This is a genomic window from Mycolicibacterium parafortuitum (genome assembly GCF_010725485.1).
GTDB lineage: Bacteria > Actinomycetota > Actinomycetes > Mycobacteriales > Mycobacteriaceae > Mycobacterium.
The window spans coordinates 1,451,202-1,472,544 of the sequence record NZ_AP022598.1; the positions used below are offsets into that span (position 1 = coordinate 1,451,202).

At 66.2% G+C, this 21,343-nt stretch carries 17 protein-coding genes and 2 tRNA genes; 5 read left to right on the forward strand and 14 right to left on the reverse strand.

Features of this window, described 5'->3' with window-relative positions:
• Nucleotides 1-762 (reverse strand): DUF881 domain-containing protein, encoded by a 762-nt coding sequence (locus NTM_RS06795; RefSeq protein WP_104864424.1) that lies wholly within the window; start codon nucleotides 760-762, stop codon nucleotides 1-3.
• Nucleotides 763-905: 143 nt separating this feature from the next.
• On the opposite strand from NTM_RS06795, the gene crgA reads away from it, so the two are divergent.
• Entirely contained in the window at nucleotides 906-1,187 is a 282-nt protein-coding gene (gene crgA, locus NTM_RS06800; RefSeq protein ID WP_104864425.1) for a cell division protein CrgA, read from the forward strand.
• 156 nt (nucleotides 1,188-1,343) lie between these two features.
• The gene (locus tag NTM_RS06805) at nucleotides 1,344-1,781 is read left to right on the forward strand and encodes a PH domain-containing protein (RefSeq protein WP_163765857.1); all 438 of its coding nucleotides are present in this window, start codon (nucleotides 1,344-1,346) and stop codon (nucleotides 1,779-1,781) included.
• A 6-nt stretch (nucleotides 1,782-1,787) separates the two neighbouring features.
• Here the strand turns inward: NTM_RS06805 and NTM_RS06810 are convergent, their stop codons facing one another.
• Nucleotides 1,788-2,333, reverse strand: coding sequence for a peptidylprolyl isomerase (locus tag NTM_RS06810; protein WP_179963900.1), 546 nt, complete (start codon nucleotides 2,331-2,333; stop codon nucleotides 1,788-1,790).
• Between the two features lie 88 nt (nucleotides 2,334-2,421).
• Between NTM_RS06810 and cwsA the strand changes: the two genes are divergently transcribed.
• Both cwsA and NTM_RS06820 read left to right on the forward strand, forming a co-directional pair.
• Complete coding sequence (gene cwsA, locus NTM_RS06815) at nucleotides 2,422-2,856, forward strand: cell wall synthesis protein CwsA (RefSeq protein WP_104864428.1); 435 nt, start codon at nucleotides 2,422-2,424, stop codon at nucleotides 2,854-2,856.
• A 17-nt stretch (nucleotides 2,857-2,873) separates the two neighbouring features.
• On the forward strand, nucleotides 2,874-4,232 hold the full coding sequence (locus tag NTM_RS06820; protein WP_163765858.1) for an L-serine ammonia-lyase: 1,359 nt from the start codon (nucleotides 2,874-2,876) through the stop codon (nucleotides 4,230-4,232).
• A 740-nt stretch (nucleotides 4,233-4,972) separates the two neighbouring features.
• Here the strand turns inward: NTM_RS06820 and glnII are convergent.
• From glnII to NTM_RS06835, 3 genes are all read right to left on the reverse strand, one after another.
• Nucleotides 4,973-5,992 carry a glutamine synthetase gene (glnII, locus tag NTM_RS06825; RefSeq protein ID WP_163765859.1) on the reverse strand — a complete coding sequence of 340 codons (1,020 nt, stop codon included), beginning with the start codon at nucleotides 5,990-5,992 and terminating at the stop codon, nucleotides 4,973-4,975.
• A complete protein-coding gene (glsA, locus tag NTM_RS06830) occupies nucleotides 5,976-7,682 on the reverse strand; it encodes a glutaminase A (RefSeq protein WP_163765860.1) in 1,707 nt (568 codons plus the stop codon). The genes glnII and glsA overlap by 17 nt, the downstream gene beginning before the upstream one ends.
• A gap of 199 nt (nucleotides 7,683-7,881) precedes the next feature.
• Nucleotides 7,882-8,733, reverse strand: coding sequence for a helix-turn-helix domain-containing protein (locus NTM_RS06835; protein ID WP_163765861.1), 852 nt, complete (start codon nucleotides 8,731-8,733; stop codon nucleotides 7,882-7,884).
• Between the two features lie 258 nt (nucleotides 8,734-8,991).
• Between NTM_RS06835 and NTM_RS06840 the strand changes: the two genes are divergently transcribed.
• A complete protein-coding gene (locus NTM_RS06840; RefSeq protein ID WP_163765862.1) occupies nucleotides 8,992-10,671 on the forward strand; it encodes an AMP-dependent synthetase/ligase in 1,680 nt (559 codons plus the stop codon).
• 109 nt (nucleotides 10,672-10,780) lie between these two features.
• Here NTM_RS06840 and NTM_RS06845 read toward each other — a convergent pair.
• The 9 genes from NTM_RS06845 to dnaN form a co-directional block, all read right to left on the reverse strand.
• A tRNA-Ala gene (locus NTM_RS06845) sits at nucleotides 10,781-10,853 on the reverse strand.
• A 135-nt stretch (nucleotides 10,854-10,988) separates the two neighbouring features.
• Nucleotides 10,989-11,062 (reverse strand) — tRNA-Ile (locus tag NTM_RS06850).
• A gap of 69 nt (nucleotides 11,063-11,131) precedes the next feature.
• Nucleotides 11,132-12,085: a DUF3566 domain-containing protein gene (locus NTM_RS06855; protein WP_163765863.1), complete on the reverse strand. Its 954-nt coding sequence runs from the start codon at nucleotides 12,083-12,085 to the stop codon at nucleotides 11,132-11,134.
• Entirely contained in the window at nucleotides 12,086-14,608 is a 2,523-nt protein-coding gene (gyrA, locus tag NTM_RS06860; protein WP_163765864.1) for a DNA gyrase subunit A, read from the reverse strand.
• 30 nt (nucleotides 14,609-14,638) lie between these two features.
• Nucleotides 14,639-16,666: a DNA topoisomerase (ATP-hydrolyzing) subunit B gene (gene gyrB / locus NTM_RS06865; RefSeq protein WP_104864435.1), complete on the reverse strand. Its 2,028-nt coding sequence runs from the start codon at nucleotides 16,664-16,666 to the stop codon at nucleotides 14,639-14,641.
• Nucleotides 16,667-16,899: 233 nt separating this feature from the next.
• The gene (locus NTM_RS06870; RefSeq protein WP_163769403.1) at nucleotides 16,900-17,484 is read right to left on the reverse strand and encodes a DUF721 family protein; all 585 of its coding nucleotides are present in this window, start codon (nucleotides 17,482-17,484) and stop codon (nucleotides 16,900-16,902) included.
• 8 nt (nucleotides 17,485-17,492) lie between these two features.
• On the reverse strand, nucleotides 17,493-18,653 hold the full coding sequence (gene recF, locus NTM_RS06875) for a DNA replication/repair protein RecF (protein ID WP_163765865.1): 1,161 nt from the start codon (nucleotides 18,651-18,653) through the stop codon (nucleotides 17,493-17,495).
• Between the two features lie 12 nt (nucleotides 18,654-18,665).
• Nucleotides 18,666-19,559: a phosphogluconate dehydrogenase (NAD(+)-dependent, decarboxylating) gene (gene gnd / locus NTM_RS06880; RefSeq protein ID WP_104864437.1), complete on the reverse strand. Its 894-nt coding sequence runs from the start codon at nucleotides 19,557-19,559 to the stop codon at nucleotides 18,666-18,668.
• A 29-nt stretch (nucleotides 19,560-19,588) separates the two neighbouring features.
• Nucleotides 19,589-20,785 carry a DNA polymerase III subunit beta gene (dnaN, locus tag NTM_RS06885; RefSeq protein ID WP_083142670.1) on the reverse strand — a complete coding sequence of 399 codons (1,197 nt, stop codon included), beginning with the start codon at nucleotides 20,783-20,785 and terminating at the stop codon, nucleotides 19,589-19,591.
• Nucleotides 20,786-21,343: the final 558 nt, after the last annotated feature.

The following is a 21,343-nucleotide window of genomic DNA, read 5'->3' on the forward strand; positions in this document are numbered from 1 at the left end:
TCAGTAGCCGAGCGGGCCGATCGGCTGGGCGTACTTCATGCGGACCGCCTCGGTGTGCCCGACCAGTTCCACGTCGCGGACCTCCTCGGTATAGCCGAGCCCGAACCGGACCGCGTAGCGCTTGTACAGCGTCACGAGCGGCGACGCGGCCAGCGCTTCCTGCATCGCCGCGGAATCGCCGACGGCGGAGATGACGTACGGCGGGCTGTAGGTGCGGCCGTTGAGCAGCAGTGTGTTGCCGACGCACCGCGGGGCCGACGTCGCGATGATGCGCTGGTCCTGCACCTGGATGCCCTCGGCGCCCGCGCTCCACATCGCGTTGATGACGCCCTGGATGTCCTGCTGGTGCACGACGAGGTCGTCGGGGGACGCGTCACGGGGGAACCGGCCGTGCGCGTCGCGTTGCGCGTCGTTCAGCGTGACGACCAGGCCGGGCCCGCGCAGGGGTGTCAGGCCCGCAGCCCCGGCGAGCGCGTCACCGCGGTTGGTGATGGCCGTCAGCGCGGCCTCGGCGCCGGGGGAGCCTCCGTGATGGTTGTCGATGCTCGACGCCAGCGCACTCTGCTCGGCACTGAGCCGGTCCACCGACTGCTGGGATTCGCGGACCAGGTCGACCAGGCGGGGGGCGTCGCTGCTGCGGATCTCGTCGCCGCCGGACACTCCGTGGGTCGCGCCGAGGAGCAGACCCGCGGCCACGCACACCACCGGGACCCCGATGCGCCACGCGGAGCGCTTGCGCGCGGGGGTGTCCTTGTCGGTCATCGTCGTCCTGGCTTCTGTGGATGGTGCGGTGAGGTCCGGAAGTGCGCGGATCGCCTGCGTTAGGCTCTCCCTAAACATCGTCGCACTGACCGGCCACATGTGGCACCGGAGACAGACGCGGCGCCGATCGTTCGAAGGTACGCATGCCCAAGTCCAAGGTCCGTAAGAAGAACGACTTCACCATCAACCCGGTGAGCCGGACTCCGGTCAAGGTCAAGGCCGGGCCGTCGAGTACGTGGTTCGTGGTGCTGTTCGTGAGCCTGATGCTGATCGGTCTGGTGTGGCTGATCGTCTTCCAGCTCGCCGGCAGCGGCCCCGACGTTCCGAGCTTCCTGCAGTGGATGGCCGATCTGAATGTGTGGAACTACGCCATCGCGTTCGCTTTCATGATCACAGGTTTGCTGCTGACGATGCGCTGGCGATGACGGGCGCGGGCGGCCAGATGAACTCATCTCGGTCGCCTGTTGTTCGTCCGCCGGCAACCCGGACGTCACCGGATCACACGGATGTGATTCATCCCCATTGGGGATAGCACTTGTGGATAACCGCCATTCCTCGCGGTAGAAGGGTGTGAAGTACCGGTGCAGCAAACACAGTGGCAACCGCAGAGCGCGGCCATCGTGGTGCAGGGAATCCTGGGCATCCTGCTCGCAGTTTTCGCTGTGACCCTGGTCACAGACGCGCCAGGGCGCGTGCTGATCGGCCTGGCGGCGGTCGGCCTGATCGTGTTTGCGCTCATGTCGTGGCGCGCCCGGCCCAAGCTAGCAATCACCGAGGACGGCCTGGTCCACCGCGGCTGGTTCACGACGCGCCAACTGACGCGCGCGGACATCAAACGGATCCGGATCACCGAGTTCCGCCGGATAGGCCGAAAAGTCCGGCTTCTGGAGATCGACACCGTGGACGACCGACTGCTGGTGATGAGTCGGTGGGATCTGGGCACCGACCCGCTGACGGTGCTCGACGCACTCACCGACGCCGGGTACGCACCCGGCGCCGGTGCGGGGGAGACCCCGTAGCAGCGTCTAGGAGATGGTGATCGACTCGATCACGACCGGATCGATGGGACGGTCGCTGCGGTCGGTCGGCGTCGTGGCGATCGCATCGACGACCTTCTTCGACTCCTCGTCGACGACTTCACCGAAGATGGTGTGGCGGCGGTTCAGGTGCGGGGTCTCGGTCACGGTGATGAAGAACTGCGAGCCGTTGGTCCCCGGCCCGGCATTGGCCATCGCCAGCAGGTAGGGCTTGTCGAACTGCAGCTCCGGGTGGAACTCGTCGGCGAATTTGTAACCCGCGTCGCCGCGGCCGGTGCCGGTCGGGTCGCCGCCCTGGATCATGAAGCCGTCGATGACGCGGTGGAAGATCACGCCGTCATAGAACGGCCCCGACGAGCCGCCCGACGCGTTCTCCGTGCTGTATTCCTTGGTTCCCTGGGCCAGTCCGACGAAATTGGACACGGTCTTGGGGGCGTGGTTTCCGAAGAGTGCGATCTTGATGTCGCCGCGGTTGGTGTGCAGGGTCGCGGTCGCGGTCTGAATGGGACTCGTCACGGGAATCCAGTCTGCCACGCGCCCTCGCGGGCCAACCGGGCACCGTGCGCTCGGCGGGATGGCAGGCTGAAGGTGCGACATCCGTCCATCGAGAAAGGGGTGGGAAATGAGCTCCACGACCCGCGAACACCTGACACACGGCCAGCGCCTCGGGCGCGGCCTGAAGTACTCGACCGTCGGCCCGGTCGATGTGACCAGGGGAGCGGTGGGGCTCAGCGTCGACTCGGTGCGCTCATCGGCCGCGTGGGTCGGTGACCGCTACCGCCGCAGCAAGGTCGCCCGCCAGCTGCGCGAGGAGCTGGCGTCCGCACAGCAGGTGATCGCGGCCGAGGTCGCCGCCGCCCAGGAGGTCGTGGCGAACCTGCCCGAGGTACTGCAGAAAGCCCGCAAGCCACGGCGACGGGTGCGCCCGTGGCTGCTCGCCGGGGTCGGCGTCGCATTGCTGGCCGGGGGAGCGGTGACGTTCTCCATCCTGCGCCGGTCGGCACAACCGGATCCGTCGCCGCTGCCGCCGAGCGTCGATGTGACGCCCAAGCCCTAGCGAAAGCTGCTCGCGCCGTGGCTGTCTCGGTATTCGATCTGTTCTCGATCGGTATCGGCCCGTCGAGCTCACACACCGTGGGCCCGATGCGGGCGGCCCGGCGCTTCGTCGAGCGCCTCGCCGGCGCCGGAGGTCTGTCCGGCGTCGCCGGGGTGCGCGTCGAACTGTACGGTTCGCTCGGCGCGACCGGGGCGGGGCACGGGACACCGGGCGCGGTGGTGCTCGGTCTGGAGGGCGCCGACCCCGAGACCGTCGACCCCGACGCGGCCCGTGCCCGGGTTGCGGAGGTGGGGGAGCAGCGCAGGCTCCGGCTCCCCGGCGAACACGAAATCGGGTTCGACATCGCCTCCGACATCGTCCTGTCGTTGCGGGCCATGGACTTTCACAGCAACGGCATGGTGTTCATCGCCCGCGACGCCGACGGGGGTGAGCTCGATCGGCACGTCTACTACTCGGTCGGCGGAGGGTTCGTCGTCGACGAGGACGAGGCCACCGGCGGTGCGCGAAACGAGATCGCGGTGCCGTACCCGTTCCACACCGGAGCGGACATGATGGCGCTCGCGGTCGAAAACGACTGCCGAATATCGGATCTCGTCGCCGCCAACGAAGAGGCGCTCGGAAACGGCGCGCGGCTGAGGGACGGTCTGCTGCGGATCTGGGCAGCGATGCGGGAGTGCGTCGACCGCGGGCTGGCCGCCGACGGCACGCTACCGGGCAGTCTGCAGGTGCAGCGTCGAGCCCGGGTGCTCGCCGCGGCGCTGGAGGCCAACCGCGCGGAGCCGCTGTACGCGATGGACTGGGTCGGGGTGTTCGCGCTGGCGGTCAACGAGGAGAACGCGGCGGGCGGACGGGTCGTCACCGCCCCGACCAACGGCGCGGCCGGGATCATCCCCGCGGTGCTGCACTACTACTGGCGGTTCGTGCCGGGCGCCGACGAGGACGGTGTGGTCGAGTTCCTGCTGACCGCCGGCGCGATCGGTCAGCTGTTCAAGACGAACGCGTCGATCTCCGGCGCGGAGGTCGGCTGCCAGGGCGAGGTGGGCTCGGCCTGCTCGATGGCGGCCGGGGCGCTGGCGGCGGTGATGGGCGGGACGCCGGCGCAGGTGGAGAACGCCGCGGAGATCGGGATCGAGCACAACCTCGGGCTGACCTGTGACCCCGTCGGGGGACTGGTGCAGATCCCGTGTATCGAACGCAATGCGATCGCGGCGGTGAAGGCGATCGCGGCGGCACGAATGGCGATGTTCGGCGACGGCACACACCGGGTGAGCTTGGACACCGCGATCAAGACGATGCGCGACACCGGAGCCGATATGGCGGACAAGTACAAGGAGACCTCCCGCGGGGGACTGGCCCTCAACGTGGTCGAGTGCTGAGATCCTTGTGGAGCCTGGACGACGCGGCATCTGAGCGATACCTGGTCCTGATACAGCCTGGATAGCAGGTGATCTCGCCGCAAAGCTGGCCGGGTGCAACACCCGGATCCATATTCTCCCGGCGATTCACTGAGACGCACGGTGTTCGCCGTTGTCGCGACCTTCGTCCTGATCGGGATTCTTGCGGGCGTGATGGTTGGTCTACTGTGACACCGCCATCTCCCGGCAGACCACGCGGCAGCGCCAACTGAGCCGAAAGGCTCTGGCCGGTAGTCGAATACGTCATCCTATGAAGGATTCACCTAGTAGGAGTACAGCCTCGACAGCCTCGCGTCATCAGCTGAGCATTGGTGTGGTGATGCCCTACATGAGAATGCGACCTTCTACGGCGGCTGCGCTGTCTGATGGTGCCAAATCTCTTACCCCAGTGAATAACTCGCCGTCGTTGATCGGTTCCTCGTCACCGCGGGCACGAAGCAGATGGATTGTGCGACTCTGGCAGCTCGTCAGGACGCCCGCCAGAACCGCAGGCGGCGAGGTGAGGACCAGGCGTTCGAAGGTGCGCCGCCCCGACTACATGGAAGAGGCCGCGATGCGGCGCGAGATGTTCCGGCTTTGAGGCTGCCGGAATATCGGCGGCACCATGATGCGCTGTACCGCAACATGTTCGGCGCGATCCCCACAGTGAAGTCCGGCCCATCCCGCAGTTGCGGGATGGGCCGGATGCGTGGGGGAGTACGTCAGGCCAGGCCGGCCTTCTCCAACGCTGTCGCGCAGGTGTCCACGATGAGCCGCGTCACCACGTAGGGGTCGACGTTCGCATTCGGGCGGCGATCCTCGATGTAACCCTTCTGCTCGACCTCCACCTGCCAGGGGATGCGCACGGACGCACCCCTGTCGGCGACGCCGTAGCTGTAACGGTCCCACGGGGCGGTTTCGTGGGCCCCGGTCAGGCGGGATTCAATGCCGACGCCGTAGTGCTCGATGTGCTCGGCCGGCTTGTCGTCACGGCCCAGAGCTTCTGCCGCTTCGATGACCGCCTCGTAGCTTTCCCGCATCCTCCTGGTGGAGAAGTTGGTGTGCGCACCCGCTCCGTTCCAGTCACCTTTGGCAGGCTTCGGGTCCAGTGTCGCCGAGATTCCCGCGTCCTCGGCGGTGCGGTAGAGGAGCCAACGCGCCACCCACAACTGGTCGGCGACATCCAGTGGGCCGAGCGGACCTACCTGGAACTCCCACTGCCCTGGCATGACCTCGGCGTTGATACCGGAGATGGCGAGGCCGGCGGACAGACAGTTCTCCAGATGCTTCTCGACGATCGCACGACCACTGATCTCGTCCGCGCCGACGCCGCAGTAATAACCGCCCTGCGGAGCGGGGAATCCGCCGTCGGGGAAGCCCATCGGCCGCGAGCCACGGAAGAAGGTGTATTCCTGCTCGATGCCGAACAGCGGCTCTTGCGCTTCGTGGCGTGCCGCGACCTCCCGCAAGGCAGCCCGCGTATTGGACGCATGCGGGGTGCGATCGGTGTTGAGCACCTCACAGAGCACCAGCAGGTCGTCACCACCGCGGATCGGATCCGGGAACGTCGCGACCGGTTCGAGCACCCGATCCGAGGCGTGTCCCTCCGCCTGATTCGTGCTGGAGCCGTCGAAACCCCAGATCGGCGGCTCTTCGCCTGCGGCAAGGATCTTCGTCTTCGATCTCAGCTTCGCGGTTGGCCGCGTCCCGTCAATCCAGATGTACTCAGCTTTGTAAGGCATAGCCCTTCCTCTCCTTTGTTCGTTTCGTGGGGCTTTTCGCAGGTTGTCCATTGGCGTCCCCGGTGTCTGCGGAGGGATCTGCAACGCCGTTGCGCCGCAACAGATCGGCCGCTTCGGTGTGCTTGCCGCGCAGCGCGTCGGTCAGCGGCGTACCTCCCCAGCGGTCGGTGACGTCCGGGCGGGAACCCGACGCGAGGAGATAACGCACCGCGGCGACGTGACCTTCGGACGCCGCGAGGTGCAGCGCGGTACGACCGTCGTAGTCCGCGGCGTTGGGGTCGGCCTCCGCGGCGAGAACTGCCCGCAGCTCATCGAGGTCGCCCTGGCTAGCCGCGTAGAGGAGGCGCATCGTCACGCTGATCTCGGCTTCGTTCTTCTTCCGGCGAGGATCGCGCTTGTCGGTGTCCTCACCCATGGTTAGGGAATCGAAGGCATGAAAGTTGTAGCGGTTGATGAGTTCCCTGCAGAACGCGACTCCGCGTACCGAGTTGCCGTGCGAGTCCAGGCGCGGCGACCATACACACACCCCCATCACTCCCGGGACGACAAGCATCAGTCCACCGGACACACCGCTCTTGGCCGGCAGTCCGATCGTGAACGCGAACTCACCGGAGTAGTCGTACATCCCGCATGAAGACATCAACGACAGGCAGTGACGAACCGTGTTCGGGTGAAATACCCGGTCATTGGTCAGCGGGTTGATACCGGCGTTGGCGAGGGTCGCGGCGACAACGGCCAACGCTGCGGTGTCCAGCTCGATCGAGCAACACTGAAAGTAGAACTCCAGCGTTTCGACGAGGTCTGTGCCCTCGGGAAACGCCCCGCGTTCACGCATGAAGTAGCCGAGGGAGAAGTTGCGGTCCGCCGTTCGTCGCTCAGACAGGTAGACAGAGTTGTTGAAACCGACCCTGTCGGACCCGCAGAGCCGGCGCCAGGTCTCCGCGACATAGTCGAAGCGGTCGGCAAGCTCGTCGTGCGCCCGTAGCATCGAGCAGGCCATGATGGCACCGGAGTTGATCATCGGGTTGTGGGGCAGGCCGTCAGCGGTCAGCGAAAGCTCGTTGAATCCCCGGCCGCTGGGTTCGCGCCCGATATGACGGTGCACGACCTCCACACCGTGTTCCTCCAGCGCCAGGCTGTAGTTCACCGGCTTGCACAGGGATTGCACGCAGAAGAGGTCGTTCGTGTCACCGACGCTGAAGCGTTGGCCGTCGATCGTGCAGACGGCGATGCCGAACTTCTCTGGATCGACGCGCTTGAGCTGCGGGATGTAGTCGGCCGTCGCCCCCCTGGTGTCCCCTCGGACGCGGTCGTAGGTCTCCCGGAGCTCGTTTTCGAGGCGTGCGAAGTCGGGGATGACAAGGTCACCACGCAACGCCCGGGCAACCAGACCGCCGCTTGCCTCGCAGATGGAGCCGAACTGCTCCAACGTCAGGCCGGCGCCGTCATCACCGTCGGCCGCCAGTAGCTGTGAGATGCCCTGCCGTACCCGGAGGTCATCTGGCGCGATGCCGGCGACCTGGATTCTTGTCCGCAATTCCATCAGTGAGATTCGTTGCTGTGGCGACAGTTTGAACGTCCTCGCCAGTGCGCTGATCCCATACGAGTCCCGCCCGTCGGACGACCCGGGGACTACGGCACCATCCGCCAGCGCACTCGGCGGCACTGCAGAACCTTCGGCCACGAACATTTCTTTCGGTACTCCTACTGCGTCGGCTCGCGGAGATTCGCGATCGTTGACCGACAGATCTCGGCCTTCTGCCGAACTCGTCGGCGCGCCGCAGAACCTGTGCGTCTCAGCAAGGATCACCCGGGGGGTACCGCGACAGCCAGACCCCGCTGCTACTAGGAGAAGTTCTCATATCCCCGAGGTGCAGGCGGAAGCCTTCTTACGTCCCCCCGAACAGCGCCTGGTGTGAAACCCGCTGCGCGGTAGTGATTTCCACGAGCTTCTGCAACCCGCGCGCCGACGGCGACCCCGGCTCCGCCCAATAGGTGACCATGATGTGCTCGCCCGTGCGCACGTTCAGATGCTGGAAATGCAGGTCCAACGGCCCGACTACCGGATGGTCGATGAGAAGCAGACCCCTGCTGTGGCCTTTGACATCGTAGGAAGCCCACAGACTGCGGAACCGAGCACTTTCGCTGAGCAGCTCGTCGATCACGACCTGCAACCCGGGATCAGGGTGGCGGCCGACGTAGGCACGAAGCCATCGCACCGCCCATGCCGTCAGCCCTTCCCAGTTCCGGTAGAACCGGTCCATCCCCTCGTCCAAGAACAGGCTTCGCATCGGGTTTTCGCCCTGCGCGAAGGTCGGCGTCAGCGTTGCCGCCAGGGGATTGGCCATCACGATCGTCGCTGTGACGTCGTGGATATGCGCCGGCGTTGCGGGCCAGCTGTCGATCAGGTGCTGCAGTGCCGGGTTCAGGGGCTGGGTGAATTCGCGCTCCCGAGGCCAACGCTTGGGCGCATGCACGAGGTCGCGCATGTGCGCCGCGGCGTCTGGACTGAGACGGAAGGCGTCCGCCAGGGCGTTGAGGACTTGTTCGGAAGGCTTTTCGCGTCCCTGTTCGATGCGGTGATAATAGTCGGTGCTGATGCCGGCCAGGATCGCCACTTCTTCGCGCCGTAGGCCCACAACTCGACGACGATTGCCGGTCGGCAATCCGACGTCGCTGGGCTGGATCTTTGCTCGTTGCGTGCGCAAGAATTCGGCAAGTGGATCATTCTTCCGGACCACGGCTGCATCCTAGGGTCGCCTTCGGCCGTGAGCCAGGACGAGAAGCGTTCAGAGGAGTCCTCCGACCTGGGACCCTGACAGATTCGGGCAGGTGAGGGGTCAGATCCGCCGAAGGTGGGCGTGATCTTCCTAGGAAACTCTCTGCCTTTCGCCCGTGTCCTCTCCCATGTTGACTCTGAGGCAAATGCGGTTGTCGGAATGCCTTGGCGTATCGAGAGATTCGGCGCTACCCGAGGCTCCCGCTGGAGAGGATTGCACATGTTGACGTCCAATGCCGCCCCTAATCCGAATGGGCGTCCGTTTGCATATCGCGGTCCGCATCTGGCGGCCAGACATCTGACTGTCGCAGAGGCATTTCTCTCCCAAGTCGCGCGCGGCGGCACATATCCCGCAATTCTGGACGAGCAACTCGGCGTTGCGTTGACGTGGCGCGGATACGGTAAAGCCGCGCAAAATGTTTCGGCAGGGTTGCGGGCGGCCGGCCTGGGCCGTGGCGATACGGTGGGGCTGCTTCTCAGCAATCGACCCGAGTTCCACATCGCTGACATCGCGGTTCTTTTGGCCGGGAGCACGCCGATTTCCCTCTATCCAACCGCGGCTGCCGAGCAGCTGGCCGAGATCCTGGACAATGCGGGATGCCGCTTCATCATCACCGAACCCGCGTACGAGGACAAGCTGGAAGCAGCGCTGGGATTGATGGATTGTGGGGCGCCGCAGATCGTCGTCGTCGGACGCGACTCGTGGATGATGCTGTTGACCAACCGATCCGCCCAGCCCACCCTCGCGGCAATCTCGATGCCGGAGCAGTCCGATACCGCCACGGTGATCTACACCTCCGGCACCACCGGCGCGCCGAAGGGGGTGGAACTCACCCATCGAAACATCATGACGACGATCACCGAGATCACCCGGCGGATCCCGCTTCGGCGCGATATGCGATCCATTTCCTTCCTGCCGATGGCTCATATCGCAGAGCGGATATCGACGCACTACATCCCGCTGATCACCGGCGCGACCATCGTGTGTTGCGGCGATATGGCCCATCTCGTGCCACTACTTCAGCAGGTGCAACCGGAGATCCTGTTCTCGCCGCCTCGGCTCTGGGAGAAGTTGATGGCAGCCACCGCTCCGGCCTATCAGAGAGGCGCCGACCCGGACACATTGCGACGAAACATCGGCTGCAGCCGGGTGGAGATCGCGCTCACCGGCGCTGCACCCTGCCCGCCCCGCGTCCTCGACTACTTCCGCACACTGGGCGTGCCGCTGCGCGAAACCTACGGAATGTCAGAGAATGCGGGCGCCGTATCGATCGCCGATCTCGACGGCGCCGGGTGTGTCGGTAAACCTCTTCCGCACAATGAAGTTCGGGTGGACGAGGACGGCGAGCTGCTCGTACGCGGTCCGTCGGTGATGGCCAGGTACCGCCGCCGACCGGACGCGACGTCCGCGGTGATCGATGACCAGGGCTGGCTACGGACGGGCGATATCGCGCGGATCGACAACACCGGAAGGATCTGGATCGTCGACCGCAAGAAGGACCTCATCATCAACAGCAGCGGGAAGAATATGTCGCCGGCGAACATCGAGGCGCGTCTGCGGGAAGCGGGTCCACTGATCGAGCATGCGTGCGTCATCGGCGACGGCCGTCCCTACAACGTCGCTCTGATCGCCGTCGACGACAGTGTGCGACAGGCCCTCGGCCACGACACTGCGGACAGTCTCCACGCGGCGGTGCAGGAACATGTCGATCAGGCCAACTCGCGGCTGTCGCGGGTGGAGACCATTCGACGCTTCGCGGTGGTGCCGTGTTCCTGGACGCCGGATTCCGACGAACTCACCCCGACGTTCAAACTCAAGCGCAGATCCATCCAGAAGAAGTACGCGGACGTGATCGAGGCGCTCTATTCCGCCGGTCCTGCTGATTCGATGCCTCGCTGAGCGGACGAGGCTGACCGCGCGTGGCCGTCGGGGACCGCGCAGGCACGACGTGTGCCCGAACGCAGAACAGGTCAGACCATATGCGGTCTGGACCTGTCTTCGTGAAGTGTGGAGCCTAGGAGATTCGAACTCCTGACATCTGCCTTGCAAAGGCAGCGCTCTACCAACTGAGCTAAGGCCCCTCGCCGTCAGGAAGGTGTCTCGCTGAGACTGTGCCAGACCTCCGGCCCGTGCTGGGTTCGCCACACGATGACCGAGGCGACGGCCGCAGCAGCGGCTGCGAGGAGAAGCACCAGCTTCATCGACGTACCTTTCCGTGGGGCTAGGAGGACTCGAACCTCCGACCTCTTCGTTATCAGCGAAGCGCTCTAACCGCCTGAGCTATAGCCCCGTCAACCACACGGGCCGAGCGACGAGATTACCGTACGAGTATCCCGACTCCCAAACCGGAAGGTCGCGGTCAGTCCCGGTCTGCCAGGGTGACCTCCACACCGCCAACGAGGTCGGTGGTCAGGTTGTAGATGAACGCCCCGATCGTGGCCCCCGCGGTCAGCAGAACGATGTTCACCAGGCCGATGAGCGTCGCGCCGCCGAAGATGGTGCCGCTGGACACCAGTTCGCCGCCGGAGCTACCGCTGGCACTGGTCAGCAGGTCGCCGACGTTGCTGTTCAGCTTGCTCCAGACGCCCATCCCACCGAGCACCAGATACAGGATCGCCACCGCGATCATCCACACGAAGAACAGCACCACCGACAGCAGCAGCGACACCTTCAGCGTGCTCCACGGGTCGACCCGGCGGATCTGCATGCTGGCGCGTACGGGGCCCTTGTGCTGGCGCGCACCCACCTGCAGACGGCCTGCGGGCGCCGCGGTGCCCTTGGCCGCCGCGGGCTTGTCCGCCGGACGATCGGCCGGGAGGCGCTGCGGCGGCCGCGGCGGCCGCGGCCCGGACAGGTCCGGCAGCTCGCTGGCGTACGCGGCACCGGGCTCCGGTCGCCCCTCGGGACGGCCGCCCTCGGGACGGGGTCCTTCCGGGCGTACGACGTCGGTGCGGTCCCCGCGGGGCCCGGGCTCGGGCCGCGGCTCCTTCCGTGGGATCTGCTCTGTCTCGGGCCGTCCTGCCGGGGCGGACCCGCCGGCCATGAACCGGTTCAGCCGCGCGTCGAGCCCACCGGGCTGACCCGGCTGCCCGGTGCGGGGCGCGTCCTGGCGCGGTGCGTCCTGGCCCTGGGGCTCCTGCCGGGCCCGCGCGGCCGGCCCCCGCTGCCACGGCGGCAGCTCGGTGGTGTCGGCCGTGTGCGCCGGTCGTGAGCCACTGTCCTGGCCTGGAGCCGGTGCGCCGGCGCCCGACCCGTTGGCCGGGCCGGAACCCTCACCCGTCGGCGCGGATCCCGGCTCTTTCGGTGAGCTCACCTACGACTCCTCATCCGTCGCGTCGGGGTCCGTGTTGACCTCGTCCGTGCTGTCGCCGGCCTCAGCGTTCCGCGCGATCGCGATAAGTGTGTCGCCCTCGCCCAGGTTCATCAAGCGAACGCCCTTGGTCTGACGTCCCGCCTTGCGGACCTGCCGGGCCGCCGTGCGGATGACGCCACCACCGGAGGTGATCGCGTACAGCTCGGTGTCGTCGTCGACGATCAGCGCGCCGACGAGGGTGCCGCGACGACGGTCGTACTGGATCGTCAGGATGCCCTTGCCGCCGCGGCCCTGCGGTGAGTACTCCTCGATCGCGGTGCGCTTCGCGTAACCACCCGAGGTCGCCACCAGAAGGTAGGTGTCGGCCCGAACCACGTTGAGCGACAGCAGCTGATCCTCTTCGTTGAACCGCATACCCTGCACGCCCGAGGTCGCGCGGCCCATCGGCCGCAGCACCTCGTCGTTGGCCGAGAACCGGATCGACTGGCCCTTCGCGGACACCAGCAGCAGATCGTCGTCCGACGAACACAGCACGGCCCCGACCAGCTCGTCACCGTCGCGCAGGTTGATCGCGACGATGCCGCCGGAACGGTTCGAATCGAAGTCGACCAGGCGGGACTTCTTCACCAGACCGTTGCGGGTCGCGAGCACCAGGTACGGCGCGTCCTCGTAGGTCTTGAGCTGGATGACCTGAGCGATGCGCTCCTCCGGCTGGAACGCCAGCAGGTTCGCCACATGCTGGCCGCGCGCTGTGCGCGACGCCTCGGGCAGCTCGTAGGCCTTCGCCCGGTACACCCGGCCCTGGGTGGTGAAGAACAGGATCCAGTCGTGGGTCGAGCAGACGAAGAAGTGGTTGACGATGTCGTCCTGCTTGAGCCCGGCACCCTGGACACCCTTGCCGCCACGCTTCTGACTGCGGTACAGGTCGGTCTTGGTGCGCTTGGCGTAGCCGGTCTCGGTGATCGTGACGACCACGTCCTCGCGGGCGATCAGATCCTCGTCGGCGACGTCGCCGTCGGCCGGGACGATCCTGGTGCGGCGATCATCGCCGTACTTGTCGACGATCTCCTTGAGCTCGTCGTGCACGATGGCACGCTGGCGTTCCGGCTTGGCGAGGATGTCCTCGAGGTCGGCGATCTCGGCCTCGATCTTGGCCAGATCGTCGACGATGCGCTGACGCTCGAGGGCGGCCAGCCGGCGCAGCTGCATGTCGAGGATCGCCTGGGCCTGGATCTCGTCGATGTCGAGCAACTCGATCAGGCCGGTGCGGGCGATCTCGACCGTCTGCGACGCTCGGATCAACGCGATCACTTCGTCGAGCGCGTCGAGCGCCTTGACCAGACCGCGCAGGATGTGGGCGCGTTCGTTCGCCTTGCGCAGCCGGTAGCGGGTGCGCCGGACGATGACGTCCAACTGGTGGTTGACGTAATGGCGGATCAGCTGGTCCAGGCGCAGCGTGCGCGGCACCCCGTCGACGATCGACAGCATGTTGGCGCCGAAGCTGGTCTGCAGCTGGGTGTGCTTGTAGAGGTTGTTCAGCACCACCTTGGCCACGGCGTCGCGCTTGATCTCGACGACGATCCGTAGACCCACCCGGTCGCTGGACTGGTCCTCGATGTTGGAGATGCCCGAGAGCTTCCCGTCGCGGACCTGCTCGGCGATCGAGGTGATGAAGTTGTCGTGGTTGACCTGGTACGGCAACTCGGTGATCACCAGGGAGGTACGCCCGCGGGAGTCCTCTTCGATCTCCACGACACCGCGCATCCGGATCGATCCGCGACCCGTCTTGTAGGTGTCCTCGATGCCCTGGGTGCCGACGATCAGACCGTAGGTCGGGAAGTCGGGCCCCTTGACCCGCTCCATCACGGCCTCGCAGGTGGCTTCCTCGTCGGCCTCGTGGTTCTCCAAACACCAGTACACGGCCTCGGCCAGCTCCCGCAGATTGTGCGGAGGCATGTTGGTGGCCATACCGACGGCGATACCGCCGGAGCCGTTGGCGAGCAGGTTCGGGAACCGGCTCGGCAGAACCGTCGGCTCCTGCACCCGGCCGTCGTAGTTCGGAATGAAATCGACTGTCTCCTCGTCGATTTCACGCAGCATCTCCATCGCCAGCGGAGTCAGCCGGGCCTCGGTGTAGCGCATCGCCGCTGGCGGATCGTTACCGGGCGAACCGAAGTTGCCCTGACCGTCGACCAGCGGGTAGCGCAGCGACCACGGCTGGGCCATGCGGACCAGGGTGTCGTAGATCGACGAGTCGCCGTGCGGATGGTAGTTACCCATCGTCTCGGCAACGGAGCGTGCGGATTTCGCGTGACCGCGGTCCGGGCGGAAGCCGGAGTCGAACATCGCGTACAGCACGCGGCGGTGCACCGGCTTGAGACCGTCGCGCACCTCGGGCAGCGCACGCCCGACGATGACGCTCATCGCGTAGTCGATGTAGCTGCGCTGCATCTCCTGCTGGATGTCGACCGGCTCGATCCGGTCGCCGGCGTCCCCGGTCGGGGGCAGGGTGGTGTCAGTCATGAAGTTGTCCTATGCATTTGGCTGACGTCATCAAACATCAAGGAATCGAACGTCTTTGGCGTTTCGGGTGATGAAGCTGCGCCGTGCCTCCACGTCTTCGCCCATCAGGATCGAGAACAGTTCGTCGGCGGCCGCGGCGTCGTCGAGGGTGACCTGCCGCAGCACGCGCACCGACGGATCCATGGTGGTCTCCCACAGTTCCTTGGCGTCCATCTCGCCAAGACCCTTGTAGCGCTGGATGCCGTCCTCGACGTTGATCTTCTTGCCGGCGGCGCGGCCGGCCTCGAGCAGCCCGTCGCGCTCACGGTCGGAGTAGGCGAACTCCGGCTCGGTGCGCTGCCACTTGAGCTTGTACAGGGGCGGCTGCGCCAGGAAGATATGGCCGTTCTCCACAAGCGGTTTCATGAACCGGAACAACAGCGTCAGCAGCAGCGTCGAGATGTGCTGGCCGTCGACGTCGGCGTCGGCCATCAGCACGATCTTGTGATAGCGCAGCTTGCTGATGTCGAACTCGTCGTGGATACCGGTGCCCAGCGCAGTGATGATCGCCTGGACTTCGGTGTTCTTGAGCACCCGGTCGATGCGGGCCTTCTCGACGTTGATGATCTTGCCGCGCAACGGCAGGATCGCCTGGAACATCGAATCGCGACCGCTCTTGGCCGAGCCACCGGCCGAATCACCCTCCACCACATACAGTTCCGACTTGGTCGGGTCCGTGGAACGGCAGTCGGCCAGCTTGCCGGGCAGTCCGCCGATGTCGGTGGCGCTCTTGCGCCGTACCAGCTCGCGCGCCTTGCGGGCCGCGATCCGGGCCTGCGCCGACGACACCGCCTTGTTGATCACGGTTTTCGCCTCGGCCGGATTCGACTCGAACCAGTGGGTGAGCTGCTCGTTGCAGATCTTCTGCACGAACGACTTCACCTCGGTGTTGCCGAGCTTGGTCTTGGTCTGGCCCTCGAACTGCGGTTGGGAGACCTTCACCGAGATGACCGCCGCGAGACCCTCGCGGATGTCGTCGCCGGTCAGGTTCGGGTCCTTGTCCTTGAGGAGCTTCTTGTCCTTGGCGTACTTGTTGACCACCGTCGTCAGCGCCGCGCGGAACCCCTCTTCGTGGGTGCCGCCCTCGTGGGTGTTGATGGTGTTGGCGAACGTGTGCACCGACTCCGAGTAGCCGGCGTTCCACTGCATCGCGATCTCGACCTCGTGGCCCTCGCCCTTGCCGTCGAAGTCGATGACGCTGGGCTGGATCGGGGTCTTGGTCCGGTTGATGTGCTTGACGAAATCGACCAGGCCGCCGGGGTAGTGGAAAACTCGGTGCTTGACCTTGTGTGGGGCGCTGGCCTCCGCGGCCTTCTCCTCCGCGGACTTCGGCGCCTCGGCCTGATCGCTGACCACATCGTCGACGACGTCCTCGGAGCTGACCCGTTCGTCGGTCAACTCGATGGTCAGGCCTTTGTTCAGGAAGGCCATCTCCTGCAGGCGGCGCGCGATGGTCTCGAAGTCGTAGGTGGTGGTCTCGAAGATGTCCGGGTCGGCCCAGAACCGGATCGTGGTCCCGGTCTTGTCGGTGGGCTCACCCTTGCGCAGCTGTCCCGGTACCGACTTGTCGTAGGTCTGGAACCACTGGTGACCATCCTTGTAGATGTCGGCTTCAAGGCGTGTCGAGAGCGCGTTGACCACGGACACACCGACACCGTGCAGACCGCCGGACACCTGGTAGGCGCCTTCTTCGAACTTGCCGCCGGCGTGCAGCACGGTCATCACGACGTCGACGGTCGGGATGCCGGTGGCGTGCATCGCGACCGGGATGCCGCGGCCGTCGTCGGTGACCTGGACACCGCCGTCGGCGAGAAGACGCACGTCGACCTTGGTGGCGAAACCCGCCATCGCCTCGTCGACGGCGTTGTCCACTACCTCCCAGATAAGGTGGTGTAGGCCGCGTTCGCCGGTGGAGCCGATGTACATGCCCGGGCGTTTGCGTACCGCTTCGAGACCTTCGAGAACTTTGATGGAATCGGCGCCGTACTCACTCGGAGCATTCTTTTTCTGGGCAGCCACGTTGGACGCGTCTCCTTGGTTCTTTGGCAGGGATCGCCTGCTGAGCGGAGGACCACCGCTCGCGGATCACCGAACCAGTCTACCTTTAACTACCGTCAGGACCGATCCTGCGGGGGCGTTTCTGCACACCTGATCAAGCCGTGCGCTGAATTTTTCGGCCGAAGTTAGGTCTTGACGCCGTGGAAACTGTGATGTTGTGTTCTGGCGGCTCTGAGACGATCGCCGGCGGACGACTAACCGTACGTGTCGCGGGGCCCGCGACCGGGCACGTTGTAGCGGCCCTTTCGCCAGGACGGACCGACCGGGCCAACGATCTTCAGCGAGGTCACCACCCCGTCGCCGACCGCCGCGGCGATCTTGGCCAGGATCTGGGACTGCACCATCCGCAACTGGGTGGCCCATGCCGTCGATTCGGCCGAGACGGTCAGCACACCGTCCTGCAGATTGGTGGGGGAGGCGTGCTCGGCGATCTGCTCACCGACGACGGCGCGCCATCTGCCGAACACCGCACCCTCGGCGACGCGGGACGACCAGCCGCGGCTGCGCGCGACGTCTTTGGTGACCGAGCCGAACAACTGCGGATCACGGCTGTCCGGGCCCGGACCCGACCAGCGCCGGCGTGCGTTGCCCGCGGTCCGGCGCGGAGCCGGATTCGTCCTGCCGTTCCCGACGTTCTTGCCTTGCCGACGCGCGGCGCCACGGGCCTCCTCCAGTGCGCGGCGCACCAGATCCATGCCCTTGAGTCCCTCGAGGTGCGCGGGGGGCCCGAGTTCCTTGTCCTCGCCGTCGTCGTTGTTGTCGTCGTTGTTGTTGTCGATGTTGTCGGTCACGGCCGCACCACCGAGATCCGGCCCGAGTCGCTGTCGGTCATGGTGATCTCGACAAGCCGGGCGTCCCAGTCCGTCGGGATGTCCTCGTATACCGCCGCGGTCACCAACACCTGTTCGGCCGACGCGGCGACCTGCGCCAGCGCCTGGCGGCGGGCGGTGTCCAGCTCGGCGAACACATCGTCGAGAAGCAACACCGGATCACTGCCCTCGCCGCGCAACAGCTCATACGCGGCCAATCGCAGAGCCAACGCCATCGACCACGATTCTCCGTGGCTGGCAAAGCCTTTCGCGGGCTGATCCCCGAGGCGGAGTTCCAGGTCGTCTCGATGCGGGCCGACCAGGCAGACCCCGCGCTCGAGCTCGGCGTCGCGGCGGCGGCTCAGCGCGTCGAGCAATGCGGCCTCGAACACCTCCACATCGCTGTTACCCGCCGCGGCCTCGGCCTCCACCACCTCGACGCCGGAGCGGTACCGCACCGCCGCGGGCCGCGACGCCGGAGCCAGCAGCTGGTAGGCCTTCTCCACCTCCGGTGCCAGTTCGTGGACGAGCGCCACCCGCGCGGCGATCAACTGGGCGCCGTGATGCGCGAGATGCCCGTCCCACACGTCGAGCGTCTCGAGCGCGCCGCGGTCGCCTCGGAATCGCGCCCCGGATGCGGTCTTGAGCAGCGCGGTGCGCTGGCGCACCACCTTGTCGTAGTCCACGCGCACCGCGGCGATGCGCGGACGCCGCGTGGTGGCGAGTTCGTCGAGATAACGGCGACGCTCACCCGGGTCGCCGCGGACCAGCGCGAGGTCTTCGGGGGCGAACAGCACGGCGCGCAGCACTCCGAGGATCTCGCGCGCCGAGCGCACCGGGGAACGGTTCAGCCGGGCCTTGTTGGCACGCCCGGACGTGATGTCCAGATCCACCGCGAGCTCGCGACCGTCGTTGACCACGATCGTCGACACCACGGCCCGCTCGGCGCCTGCGCGGATCAACGGTGCGTCCGAAGCCACCCGGTGCGATCCCAGCGTCGCCGAATACCACAGAGCTTCAACAAGATTCGTCTTCCCGAAGCCATTGGAGCCGACGAACACCGTGCGACCGGGTTCCAGCTCGAGCTCGACTCGAGCCCAGGACCGGAAGTCGGTCAGCGCGAGGTGACGGACGTACACAGGTTCACCTTGTCAGCCCGATTCGCTGACCCGTTTGACGGCATGACCGCCGAACTGGTTGCGCAGCGCCGCGACGGCACGCATGGTCGGGGATTCGTCCTGGCGTGACAGGAACCGCGCGAACAGCGATGCCGCGATACTCGGAACCGGCACCCGCAACCGGATGGCCTCTTCGACGGTCCATCGGCCCTCACCGGAATCTTCTGTGTAACCGCTGATCTCGGACAGATTGGGATCTTCCTTGAGCGCCTTGGCCAGCAGCTGCTGCAACCAGGACCGCACCACGGTGCCGTTGGTCCACGCCTGGTAGACCGCCTGCGGATTCTGCACGAGGTCCTCGGCGGCGAGCATCTCGTAGCCTTCGGCGTAGGCCGTCATCAACGCGTACTCGACGCCGTTGTGCACCATCTTGGCGAAATGACCCGCACCGACCGGTCCGACGTGGACGAAGCCGTCCTCCTTCGGTCCCGGCGGGCGCAAGGTGTCGAAGATCGGCATCGCGCGCTCGACATCGGCCTCACTGCCGCCGACCATCAGCCCGTAACCCTCGGTCAGACCCCAGATGCCGCCGGAGACACCGGCGTCGACAAACGCAATGCCCTTGGCGCCCAACAGCTTTGCGTGCGGGCCGTCCTCGGTGTAGCGCGAGTTTCCGCCGTCGATCACCAGATCGCCTTCCGACAGCACATCGGCCAGCGCCGTGATGGTGCTGTCGGTGACCGTGCCGGACGGGACCATCACCCACACCACCCGTGGCGACTCCAGGCGCTCGGCGAGTTCCTCGAGCGAGGCGACGTCGGAGACCTCGGGCCGCGGGTCGTAACCGATGACCTCGTGGCCACCGTCGCGCAACCGCGCGCGCATGTTGAAACCCATCTTGCCGAGGCCGATCAGACCCAGTTGCATGGTGAGCGCCCCCTCTCGTGGCAGACAGGTCAGCCGGGCAGGCGCACCGGCATCAGCAGATACACGTAGTCGGTCTGCGCGGCGGGGAACGGACCGTTGCCCTCGGCGGCGGCGTCGTCCTCACCGGCGGGCCGCAGCACCGCCGGACGGCTGGGGGTGGTGAATCCGAAGGTGACGCGGTCGGAGTGCAGTGAGCCGAGCCCGTCGGTCAGGTAGTTCGGGTTGAACGCGATGGTCAGCGGGTCGCCGGCGAACTGCACCGCCAGGTCCTCCTCGGCGCGGCCCACATCGTCGGCGCCGGCGGACAGCCGCAGCACGTCGTCGGCGAACTCCATCCGGACCTGTGCGCCGCGGTCGGCGACCAGGGCCACACGCTTGATGGCCTCGGTCAGCTCGGCGACACCGATCGTCGCGATCGCGGTGTGTTCGGTCGGCAGCAACTGACGGAACTTCGGGAACTCGGCGTCGAGCAGGCGGGTGGTGCTGCGCTTACCCTTGCTGCGGATACCGAGCAGGCCTTCCTTGCCGACAGTCGGCCCCTGGCCGAGCGACAGGTGAACCTCGGTGCCGTCGGTCCCGGCCTTGGCCGCCTCGGCGAGCGTCTTCGCCGGCACCAGAACCGCGGCCTCGACACCGGCGGCGCCCGCCGACCAGGTCAATTCACGAACCGCGAGACGGAATCGATCGGTCGCGGCCAAAACCACCTTCTCGCCGGAGATCTCGACCCGGATGCCGGTCAGCATCGGCAGGGTGTCGTCACGGCCGGCGGCGACGGCGACCTGGCCGATCGCCTCGGAGAACAGTTCGGAGGAGACCACGCCGGTCTCGTCGGGCAGCGTCGGCAGCGTCGGGTAGTCCTCGACGGCCATGGTGGGCAGCGAGAACCGGGACGAACCGCAGGTCAGCGATACCCGGGTGCCCTCCACGCTGACGTCCACCGGCTTGGCCGGCAACGCGCGCACGATGTCGGACAGCAGCCGTCCCGAGACCAGAACGCTTCCCGGAGAAGCGATTTCGGCCGGAATCTGAACCTCGGCGGAGACCTCGTAGTCGAAACCCGAAACCGTGAGGCCTTCGTCGGAGCCCGTGAGCAGCACGCCGGCCAGCACCGGCACCGTGGGCCTCGACGGCAGGTTGCGAGCTACCCACGCAACCGCGTCGGCGAAGTCCTCGCGGGTCAGCCGGAATTTCAGGTCCGACAGACCAGCCGTTGTCGCCACGTTCATAGCGTCCCTTCGATGCACACCCAGTCAAGCTTCACCAGCGGTTTCGGCGAATGACGCGACGCTCCGGGAGGGCTGCGCCGCGACGACCGGAACGGCTGTCGCTGAACCACCGTAGAGCTTTCGGCTCCAACTTGAAAGCTAAACGATCGCGCTGACATGCGCCGAAGGAGCCACCACGGCGGAGCCGGTGAATGACAGGTTTCCCCAGCCGCCTTCTTCTAGAAGATATTGAGAGATAGATACAAGTATCAGTAATAGGCCCTGTGCAGATTGGGGATTACCGGGCTTTCGCGCAGGCCAGCCGGTGCCTCGAGCTGTGAGCAGACTGGGGATGGCCGTGGCACGGTTGCGGACGGTTTGGGGATGGTTCGTGGTTTGGGGATCGCGGGGGATGCTGTCGGCAGGTTGACCTCAGGTTGTACACACCGTTGTGCACAGCTCTTGACGTGGCTGCTGTGGCAGCAGTGACAGAAGATTTTGTGATTTGGCCGGCCGGAAACGGTGCGACACGCGGCACGACACGCGCAGCGTTCATTCGCCCGGCGGCAGGTCGGTCGA